Source organism: Streptomyces sp. SAS_270, assembly GCF_052543295.1.
This window is the reverse complement of the sequence record NZ_JBMNDS010000067.1, coordinates 47,121-56,820: the sequence shown is the minus strand read 5'-3', so window position 1 is coordinate 56,820 and position 9,700 is coordinate 47,121. Positions and strand designations below refer to the sequence as shown.

At 72.3% G+C, this 9,700-nt stretch carries 7 protein-coding genes; 4 read left to right on the top strand and 3 right to left on the bottom strand.

Annotated elements, in window-relative coordinates:
• The first annotated feature begins 191 nt into the window (after nt 1–191).
• Nucleotides 192–1,436, top strand: coding sequence for an SGNH/GDSL hydrolase family protein (locus ACN6LB_RS33670; protein ID WP_445029144.1), 1,245 nt, complete (start codon nt 192–194; stop codon nt 1,434–1,436).
• 21 nt (nt 1,437–1,457) lie between these two features.
• Here ACN6LB_RS33670 and ACN6LB_RS33665 read toward each other — a convergent pair whose 3' ends face one another.
• Together ACN6LB_RS33665 and ACN6LB_RS33660 are read right to left on the bottom strand one after the other, a co-directional pair.
• Nucleotides 1,458–1,940 (bottom strand): DUF456 domain-containing protein, encoded by a 483-nt coding sequence (locus ACN6LB_RS33665; RefSeq protein ID WP_445029143.1) that lies wholly within the window; start codon nt 1,938–1,940, stop codon nt 1,458–1,460.
• A 61-nt stretch (nt 1,941–2,001) separates the two neighbouring features.
• On the bottom strand, nt 2,002–2,991 hold the full coding sequence (locus tag ACN6LB_RS33660; RefSeq protein ID WP_445029142.1) for a helix-turn-helix transcriptional regulator: 990 nt from the start codon (nt 2,989–2,991) through the stop codon (nt 2,002–2,004).
• A 542-nt stretch (nt 2,992–3,533) separates the two neighbouring features.
• Between ACN6LB_RS33660 and ACN6LB_RS33655 the strand changes: the two genes are divergently transcribed.
• Both ACN6LB_RS33655 and ACN6LB_RS33650 read left to right on the top strand, forming a co-directional pair.
• Nucleotides 3,534–5,195, top strand: a complete 1,662-nt coding sequence (locus tag ACN6LB_RS33655; RefSeq protein WP_445029141.1) for a protein phosphatase 2C domain-containing protein — start codon at nt 3,534–3,536, stop codon at nt 5,193–5,195.
• A gap of 110 nt (nt 5,196–5,305) precedes the next feature.
• Entirely contained in the window at nt 5,306–7,048 is a 1,743-nt protein-coding gene (locus ACN6LB_RS33650; protein ID WP_445029140.1) for a pyruvate dehydrogenase, read from the top strand.
• Between the two features lie 116 nt (nt 7,049–7,164).
• Here ACN6LB_RS33650 and ACN6LB_RS33645 read toward each other — a convergent pair whose 3' ends face one another.
• Nucleotides 7,165–8,478, bottom strand: coding sequence for a helix-turn-helix domain-containing protein (locus ACN6LB_RS33645; protein WP_445029139.1), 1,314 nt, complete (start codon nt 8,476–8,478; stop codon nt 7,165–7,167).
• Nucleotides 8,479–8,806: 328 nt separating this feature from the next.
• Between ACN6LB_RS33645 and ACN6LB_RS33640 the strand changes: the two genes are divergently transcribed.
• The gene (locus tag ACN6LB_RS33640; protein ID WP_445029138.1) at nt 8,807–9,301 is read left to right on the top strand and encodes a hypothetical protein; all 495 of its coding nucleotides are present in this window, start codon (nt 8,807–8,809) and stop codon (nt 9,299–9,301) included.
• Nucleotides 9,302–9,700 lie beyond the last annotated feature (399 nt).

Below are 9,700 nucleotides of genomic sequence, written 5' to 3'. Positions count from 1 at the left end.
AGTCCCAAGTACGTCCAGTACGAGGGCCTTCGTCCGGCACGCCGAGGGCACGCACCGAACACCGCGGGCACCGCACAGGACTTTCAAAACACCCCCTAGGACCGGGGGCGGACCCGGCACCGGTGAAGCGGATGCGTCCGGACGTGTGACGGGCTGTTGGGCGGGCCGGAGGGCAGGGAAGCCATGGGCGCATGATGCGCGCGATCAAGGTCCGGCACCTTCTCGTTCCCCTCGTGACCGTCCTGGCGCTCGCTCCGCCGGCCTCGCGCGCCGACACCTGGCCGCCCGGACTGCCTCCGGTGCCCGCGCAGCACTGGACCGGCACCTGGGAGGCCGCGCCCTCCGGCACCGTCCCGGCGCTGCCCGGCGCCTCCATCCGCAACGTCGTGCACACCAGCCTCGGCGGGACCGCCGTGCGCGTCCGGATCTCCAACCGGCTCGGCACCGGGCCGCTCCGGGTCGGCTCGGTGACCGTCGCCCTCCAGCGGACCGGTGCGCCCCGCAGCCCCGACGCCGTCCCGGGGTCGATGCGCACCGCCACGTTCGGCGGTGCCAGGGCCGTGCGGATCCCGGCCGGGAGGGACCTGGTCACCGATCCCGTACTGCTGCGGGTGCCCGCCGGGGCCAACCTGCTGGTCACGGTGCACACGCCCGGGGACTCGGGTCCGGCCACCTACCACCGGTCCGCTCTCCAGGCCAACTTCCTTGCCCGGGGCGCCGATCGGGCCGCCGACGAGAGGGGCGGCGCGTACACCGGCACGGTCGGCAACTGGTACTACGTGACCGGTGTCGATGTGCTCGGCGCGTCCGCGGCGGGGAGCGTCGTCGCGCTCGGGGACTCCATCACCGACGGTTCCGGCTCGACTTTCAGCGCCAACCACCGCTGGCCCGACCGGCTCGCCGAACGCCTCCGCCGCCTTCCGTCGCACCGCCGGCTCGGCGTCCTCAACGCGGGCGTCGCCGGCAACCGCGTCCTGCGCGAAGGAAGGGGCCCCAGCGCCCTGACCCGCCTCGACGCGGACGTACTGTCCCGCACCGGGGTACGGGCGATGATCGTGCTGGAGGGCATCAACGACATCAAGGGCACCCCGAGCGTGACGGACCCCCGCGCGCTGGAGGACGCGTACCGCCGGATCGTGGCGCGCGCCCATGCCCGGGGGATCCGGGTCATCGGCGCCACGATCACCCCTTACGGCGGCCATCCCGCCTGGACGCCGGACCGCGAGGCCGTCCGCCGGGCGGTCAACGCCTTCATCCGCACCGGTGGGCTCTTCGACGCGGTCGCCGACTTCGACGCCGCCGTCCGCGATCCGGACCGGCCCGGGCGGATTCTGCCCGCGTACGACCCTGGGGACCATCTCCACTTCGACGACGCGGGCATGCGGGCCCTGGCCGACACGGTCGATCTCACCGATCTCACCGACCTCACGCCGTAGCTGTCGCGGATCGTTCAGGGCTCAGCCCCAGATCACCGCACCCAGCCACGCCCCCATGATCAGCAGACAGGCGAACAACTCGGTGAGCACGCTGGACCCGCCCGAGCGCATCACCGTCCGTACCGCCGTCACCGCCTGCGGGTGGCCGCCGAGCCGCAGCCGCTCGTAGAGGTAGATCCCGGCCAGGAAGCCGGGTATCGCGCCGAACACCGGCAGCACGAAGAAACCGAGCACGGCTCCGGTCCCGGCGTACACCGCCATTCGGGGGGTTGCGCCGCTCGTGCGCAGCCGCCGGGGAGGCAGGCCCCAGCGGACCGCCTGGGACAGCAGCAGGACCAGGGTCGAGCCCACCAGGACCGCCCAGGAGAGCGCCTGGGGGTCGTCCAGTGCCCACCACAGGACCGCGGCCCACACGAGCCACGACCCCGGCAGACCGGGCACCAGTACTCCGGCCAGGCCGAGCAGTATCACCACACCGACCAGCAGGAGTTCCCACACTCCCATCTGCCCAGCCTGCCCGAACACGGGCGAACCCGCAGGTCGCGAGGGTTCGGCGCCCGTCGGGTCAGCCGAGCCGCTCGCGCGCCACCCAGCCGCGTTCGTACGCGTGCCAGCCCAGCTGCAGCCGGGTCGTGACGCCCGTCAGCTCCATCAGGTGCTTCACCCGGCGCTGTACGGTCCGCAGGCCCAGGTCGAGCTGTTTGGCGACACTCGCGTCGGTCAGGCCGGCGAGCAACAGCGAGAGGATCTCCAGGTCGGTGCCGTCCGGGCCGTCCGGCTCCTGCTCGGCCACGCCCCGGCTGCCGAGCCGCAGGGGCAGCGCGTCCCGCCACACCGACTCGAACAGGCCCGACAGCAGCTCAAGCAGTCCGCTCGCATGGACGACAAGGGCGGCGGGCTCCGAGGTGTGCGAGGTGAGCGGAACCATGGCGAGAGCCCGGTCGGCGATCACCAGCTTGGTCGGGACCTGGTCCACCACCCGTACCTGCTCGTCGCGGCCCAGCGCCGCGGACAACTCGGTGATCCCGGTGGGCAGGTGCAGGACCGTCCGCTCGACGACCACGCGGTAGCGGACCCCGCGGCCGGCGGCCTGCTCCTCCGCGTCGTTGTCCATTCCGGAGACGACGACCGGGTTGCCGGTGACCAGGGCGCACACCTCCTCACTGGCGCCGAGCTGCAACTGCAGGAACCGCTGCGAGACGGCCGCCGCGCCGATCACCACCTCGACCAGGTCGTGCACGGCGGGTTCGGCGGCCTGCGCGCGGTACTCCTCGGCCAGCAGCGCGGCCGCCAGTTCCGCCTTCTCCAGCTCGTGCCGCTGCTGGGTGAGCAGCGCACCGAGGGCGACCCCGGGGGGCGCTGCGACCCAGCGTCCGGGCCGGGCCGACGACTGGGCCGCGAGGCCGTGCCGCTCCAGGCGGCGCAGGGCGCGTTCGGTGTCGTACTCGGCGAGGGTGAGCCGTCGCGCGAGATCGGGCACGTCGGCGGCGCCCACGGACACCAGTGCCCGGTACGCCGACTCGTGCGTCTCGTCCAGCCCTATCGCTCCCAGCATGCGGCGACGCCCCTCCCAAGGATCCGTTCAGGCCGGTCGGTGGCTGCCGTGGCGGAAAACAGCCACGGCGCAAACCCGCCTGCGGACATCATCGCCGCACCCCCCGCCCCTCTGACAAGCTCACGTAACCGAGGCACCGACCACCGCCCGTTATGTCCGCCGGGCGGGTTCGGCCTGCGCGGATGCGGGGCGCACCGACCCACGTGGGCACGGGCGGAGCGGTCGGGCGAAGCGGCGACGACGGCCCGTCCGCGACCATGAGTCACAGCGCAGACTCAGGGAAGCAGGTCACACTCGGGCCGAACCGACCGACGCCGACGGCGATTCGGTCACTCGGACCGTGATCCCGGCCTGTGCTGTGCGCCAGGCCCGGGTCACCCCCGGCGCCGCCGGGCGGTTCTCCCGTGGGGGGTGGAACCGCCCGGCGGTTTTCATATCGACGTTCGAATCGTCATCCGACACGCCGTTCGACGATCAGTCCCCTGGCCGGTTTTTCCGGATGCCCCGTTTTCATCCGGCTCCCGCGGTGGACAATTAGGGGCATGAGCCAGCAGGGGGAGAGGCCCACCGGTCATCAGGACGACTGGTGGGGGCAGTTGTACGACGACTCCACCGAGGACACGGGGCCGGCGGCCGCCGCGGATTCCCTCGACGACCGCTTCGCCTCGGCACTCGGGACGGTGGACCCGCAGTCGGATCCGGAACCGGAGCCGGTACCCGCGCCGCGGTCCGGGGCAGCGGACGGGCCGAGGGCGCCGGACCGGCCAGGGGTGCGGGATCGTCCAGGGACGCAGGACCGTCCAGGGACGCAGGACCGTCCAGGGATGCGCGACCGCGACCTGCCGCCCCCGCCGGAGCAGCCGCCCGCCGTACCGGAGCAGGGCGGTCCGCCCCGGCAGCGGCCCGACGCGGGGCCACGCAACGGAGCTGCCGGGTCGCCTCCCGCGTCGCCGGGGAACAGCGGCCTGGTGCGGCAGCCCGCCCCCTGGGAGGCGCCGCCCGTCGCTGCGCCGGGTCCCGCCACCTTCCCGCCCGGGCCGACCCCACCGGGATTCCGCGCGGCCGAGCCCGCCGACCGTGCCTTCACGGAGCCGCCGCCGCAGCCGCCGCACCCGCCCACGAGCCCCGTGAGCCCGGCTTGGACGGCGTTCGCCGAAGGCGACAGCGCGCTCCTCGCCGACGGTTCGCAGCCTGGCCAGGACGAGGTCAGGGACGCCCCAGCCGTGCCCCGGCGGCCGCCCGTCGTCGACTACGTGGGCTCCGGGCCGCCCACCTACGACGCCGAGCCCACCGCACTGCCGTCCGCCGATCCGGACGAGCTGGACGACCTCGTCGCCGACACGGTGCTCGACGGGGCGCGCTACGGCACCAGCACGCTGCGGGCCGCCTCCGTCCGCGGTGACTCCGCGCGGTACCGGGGCGAACCCCGCCGGGACTCGATGCTCACCGCCCGCTTCGGCAGCGGCGAGCAGGCGCTCGTGCTCGTCGCGATGGCGACCGGGGCCCGTGCCACACCCGGCGCGCACCGGGCGGCCGCCGAGGCGTGCCAGTGGATCGGGCGGGCCGTCGGGCGCAGCCATGCCCGGCTGGCCGAGGACCTCCGGGCCGCCCGGCGGGGCGATCTGAAGTCGGGGCTGCACCGGTTGACCGACCGCAGCCTCGGCAAGCTGCGGGCGAGCGCGGCGGAGCAGGGCATCGAACCCGAGGAGTACACCGCGAGCCTGCGCTGTCTGCTGCTACCGGCCGATCCGGAGTGCCGTACGCGCGTCTTCTTCGGTATCGGTACGGGCGGCCTGTTCCGGTTGCGGGACGGCGAGTGGCAGGACATCGAGCCGCGGGTCGCCGAGGCGACGGGCGAGGCCGTCGTCGGCTTCGGATCGCTGCCGCACGAGACCCCCGACGGCGACCGGCTCACCATGGACCTCGGCATCACCACACCCCCGAGCCCGTACGAACCGGCCCCCGAACCGCCGCGCGCGCCCTTCCGATTCCGCGCCTCCGTCGCCCGCCCGGGGGACACGCTCCTGCTCTGCACGGGCGGCCTCGCCGAGCCGCTGCGCGGGGCACCGGAGCTGGCAGAGCATCTGACGGAGCGGTGGTCGGCAGGGCAGCCGCCCGGCCTTGCCGCGTTCCTGGCCGACACCCAGGTGCGGGTCAAGGGATACGCCGACGACCGGACGGCCGCGGCCGTTTGGGAGGCGTAACCGCGGCCCCTGTGAATTCATGGGAGGTGCAGGTGTCCCTTCGTGCCCCGAAGGACGGGGTGAGGAGGGATGCCGGACCACCCGGACGAGACACAAGGGGCGCGTGACTCATGGCCAAGCAGAACGTCGCCGAACAGTTTGTCGACATCCTCGCCCGGGCGGGCGTCAAGCGGATGTACGGCGTGGTCGGCGACAGTCTCAACCCGGTGGTGGACGCGATCCGGCGCAACTCCGCGATCGACTGGATCCATGTCCGGCACGAGGAGACCGCCGCCTTCGCGGCCGGTGCGGAGGCCCAGATCACCGGGAAACTGACCGCCTGCGCCGGTTCCTGCGGCCCCGGCAACCTGCACCTCATCAACGGCCTGTACGACGCCCACCGCTCCATGGCCCCGGTCCTCGCCCTCGCCTCGCACATCCCCTCCAGCGAGATCGGCCTCGGCTATTTCCAGGAGACCCATCCCGAACAGCTCTTCCGCGAGTGCAGCCACTACAGCGAGATGATCTCCAACCCGAAGCAGATGCCACGCCTGCTGCAGACGGCGATCCAGCACGCGGTCGGGCAGAGCGGGGTGAGCGTCGTGACGCTGCCCGGCGACATCGCGGACCAACCGGCCCCCGACAAGGCCGCCGAGACCGCCCTCGTCACCTCCCGGCCCACCGTCCGCCCCGGCGACACCGAGATCGACAAGCTCGTCGCGCTGATCGACGACGCCGACAAGGTGACACTGTTCTGCGGCAGCGGCACGGCGGGCGCACACGCCGAGGTCATGGCGTTCGCCGAGAAGATCAAGTCCCCGGTGGGACACGCGCTGCGCGGCAAGGAGTGGATCCAGTACGACAACCCGTACGACGTCGGCATGAGCGGCCTGCTCGGTTACGGCGCCGCGTACGAGGCCACGCACGAGTGCGACCTCCTCATCCTGCTCGGCACCGACTTCCCGTACAACGCCTTCCTGCCCGACGACGTGAAGATCGCCCAGATCGATGTGCGGCCCGAACGCCTCGGCCGCCGCTCCAGGTTGGACCTCGCGGTGTGGGGCGATGCGAAGGAGACGCTGCGCTGCCTCACTCCGCGGGTGCGGACCAAGGAGAACCGCCGCTTCCTCGACAAGATGCTGAAGAAGCACGCCGACGCGCTGGAGGGCGTGGTGAAGGCGTACACGAGGAAGGTCGAGAAGCACGTCCCGATCCACCCCGAGTACGTGGCGGCGGTGGTGGACGAACTCGCCGACGAGGACGCGGTGTTCACGGTCGACACCGGTATGTGCAACGTCTGGGCGGCGCGCTACCTCTCGCCCAACGGGCGCCGCCGCATCATCGGTTCGTTCTCGCACGGCTCGATGGCGAACGCCCTGCCGATGGCCATCGGTGCCCAGTTCACCGACCGCGGCCGTCAGGTCGTCTCGCTCTCCGGCGACGGTGGATTCTCCATGCTGATGGGCGACTTCCTCACCCTCGTCCAGTACGACCTGCCGGTGAAGATCGTCCTCTTCAACAACTCCTCCCTCGGCATGGTGGAGTTGGAGATGCTGGTGGCCGGGCTCCCCTCGTACGGCACCACGAACAAGAACCCCGACTTCGCCGCCGTCGCCCGCGCCTGCGGCGCCTACGGCGTACGCGTGGAGAAGCCCAAGCAGCTCGCGGGCGCGCTGAAGGACGCCTTCAAGCACAAGGGCCCTGCGCTCGTGGACATCGTCACCGACCCGAACGCCCTCTCCATCCCGCCGAAGATCAGCGCCGAGATGGTGACGGGCTTCGCCCTGTCCGCGTCCAGGATCGTCCTGGACGGCGGAGTCGGACGGATGGTGCAGATGGCCCGCTCCAACCTGCGCAACGTGCCGCGTCCCTAGGGGGTGTTTTGGAAGTCCTGTGCGGTGCCCGCGGTGTTCGGTGCGTGCCGGGCGCCGTGGGTGCTGTGCGGGACTTTCCAAACACCCCCTGGCCATGGACGGTCGGTGGGCGGGCCTCAGGTGACCACGGGGGTCCAGTGCCGGCCCGCATACCAGTACCGGGGCAGGCCCTTGATGCCGCTGGTGCGGAACGGGCGGCCGTCGTCGTCGATCCGGACCGTGCCGGTGCGGCCCTCGGAGGACCATTCGAGCTCCAGGTACCAGCGGCAGTCGCAGTCCTCGGTGAGCGCCTTGACCACCAGCATCTCCGGATCCTTCGCCGACACCCGGTAGGGCATGCGCATCGCAGGGACCGGCTTGCCGTAGCCGTCGCTGCCCGCGACCGGATGAACGGTGGGGCGGTGTGCGTCCAGGTCGATCGAGAAGGCGCGCGGGGTCATGTCCCCGCCGCAGCCCTGGGCCATCGAGTAGGCCGTGCCCTGCAGAGGGGTGTCCCGTCCGACCACGCGGACCCGGAGCGCCTTCAGGACCACGGCCGTGGAGTTGCGCCCCTGCACCGCGATCTGCACGAGGGTCTCGCGCCCGTGCACGGCATCCTGCGTGGCCGCCCACGCCGCGGCGTCCTGCTCGGCCGGGGGAGGCGGCACCTGCCGCGGCTGCTTGCGGATGACGTAGTCGTGGTCGCAGTCGATCTCCCAGGCCTGGGAGTCGGCGGTCCAGGTGAGGGGCGCGGGGGCCGTCGGGGAGGCGGAAGTGGTGGGGTGCGCGGGGGTCGAGCGGTGGGGAGTCGGGGCCTTCGGTGAGGAGGGGGCGTCGGTGGAGAAGGCCGGGAGGGCGGCGAGTACGGCGAGGAGCGCGGAGGCGCCGGCGACGGTGAGCGCCAGGCGTCCGCGGTACCAGGGGCGGGGGTGGGAGCGGGAGTTGGCGTGGGGGCGGGTGCTCGGTGCGGGCTCGCGCTCCAGGGACTCGCGGGCCTCGGGGGTCTCAGGAGCCTCGGGGGCCTCGCGGACCGACAGGATCGCCGAGGGGTCCGGGGCCGTCGAGGTTTCCGGGACCTTCGGGATCTCCGAGGTCGCAGGGGCCTCAGGAATCTCCGGAGGATCCGTGGCGGGCAGTGGCGTACCGGGCGTCGCGGCAGCGGTCCGGTCGGCCGGCGTCTCTCCCTGGCGTGGCCGTTGCCGTGCCGCCACGGCCGGGATCCAGCGGCGGTGCAGTTCGAGTCGCTCGTCCGACGAGGCCCCGCACAGCGCGGCGAACCGCTCCAGAGGCGCGAACTCGAGCGGGACCGCCTCGCCCGCGCAGTAGCGGTGCAGCGTGGAGGTGTTCATGTTCAGCCGTCGGGCGAGGGACCCGTAGCTGCGGTCCGTGCGCGCCTTCAGCTGCCTCAGCAGCGCCGCGAGCTCCTCGACTTCGTCGTCCCCGGTCGGCACCGTTCCCCCGTACTCGTGTCCTCGTGTGCGCCCGCCTGGTCGGGGCGGCCGTGCGGGTCCCGGGAAGGCATCCCAGGCACTCCATGTATCTGCACGTCAAACGGGGTGGGATGGTTCCACGGTGGTGAATCGGATGCCGGTGCTTGCGCCCGCTTCCCGGGACGGCTGATGCTCTTGGTGTCGCACCGACCCACGCCGTACCGATCACGGCCTTACCCATTGCCGCCGGACCGACCATCCGGGCCACGGTGAACAGGCCTCACGGTGTCGCGGCGACATTCCGCACCGAGCATTCATTCACTCACTCACCCACGGGGACCACGCACTCATGAACAGCAACAACACCGCCCGCAAGTCCGTCCGCCGCGCTGCCCTGGCCGCCGGTCTCGCCGCGGTCGTCGCCCTCCCGCTGGCGCTCACCTCTTCGGCGCAGGCGTCCCCGGGCGCCACCGCGTTCCGGACGGTCAGCGGGAAGCCGTCCGACTCGGTGACCCGGATCGCCGACTTCTACGGCGCCTACATGGACGCCCAGAGCGACCCCGACCACGGGGGCAAGCTGGTGGACGCGCTCCGCAAGTACTACGTGAGCGCCTCCTGCCTCAGGGAGATCAAGGCCTGGGAGACCAAGAACCACGCGGACGGCGTCCTGCAGGCCCAGAACGTCCCCGTCAAGTGGACGGTGACCGACAACGGCACGGCGGACTACACGGAAGCCGCGGTCACCCTGACTTGGGGCGACCGGACCACCACCAAGCTCATCGTCGACATGTCCAGGAGCCACAAGATCATCCACATCGGCACCAAGGGCATCGAAGGCAAGTAAGGCAAGTGACGGAGGGAAACAAGGGCGCCGTCGGCGGGGTGCGTTCGCCCCCGCCGGCGGCGCCTTCGTGTGCGTGCATGGCGCGCCCTGTCCTCGTCGAGTACGGCCGGATCGGCAGCCGAGGATCGGTAGATGGGTCGATCGCGCACGGTCACCGCGTCGCTGCGCGACGTAGCACCGAGTGAGTGGTGGCCGCCGGCCGCGCCTTCCCGCCGTGCGGCGGACACGCAGCCCCGGGACCCGTCATGGAGCCGCGAGGCCCGGGTACCGGCAACGCGGGCACATGCCTGAAGGCGGATGCCGACGGCGACGTACACCACACATTCTGCCCGTCCGACGGGCCTTGCACCCATCGGACCGGGGGTCACGACGACCACCCGCCATTCGGGGCCCTGCCAC

Bases quoted from the DNA above. Each gene is read 5' to 3' on its own strand.
- ACN6LB_RS33670 (WP_445029144.1), top strand. From the start codon at position 192: ATGATGCGCGCGATCAAGGTCCGGCACCTTCTCGTTCCCCTCGTGACC.
- ACN6LB_RS33665 (WP_445029143.1), bottom strand. From the start codon at position 1,940: ATGGGAGTGTGGGAACTCCTGCTGGTCGGTGTGGTGATACTGCTCGGC.
- ACN6LB_RS33660 (WP_445029142.1), bottom strand. From the start codon at position 2,991: ATGCTGGGAGCGATAGGGCTGGACGAGACGCACGAGTCGGCGTACCGG.
- ACN6LB_RS33655 (WP_445029141.1), top strand. From the start codon at position 3,534: ATGAGCCAGCAGGGGGAGAGGCCCACCGGTCATCAGGACGACTGGTGG.
- ACN6LB_RS33650 (WP_445029140.1), top strand. From the start codon at position 5,306: ATGGCCAAGCAGAACGTCGCCGAACAGTTTGTCGACATCCTCGCCCGG.
- ACN6LB_RS33640 (WP_445029138.1), top strand. From the start codon at position 8,807: ATGAACAGCAACAACACCGCCCGCAAGTCCGTCCGCCGCGCTGCCCTG.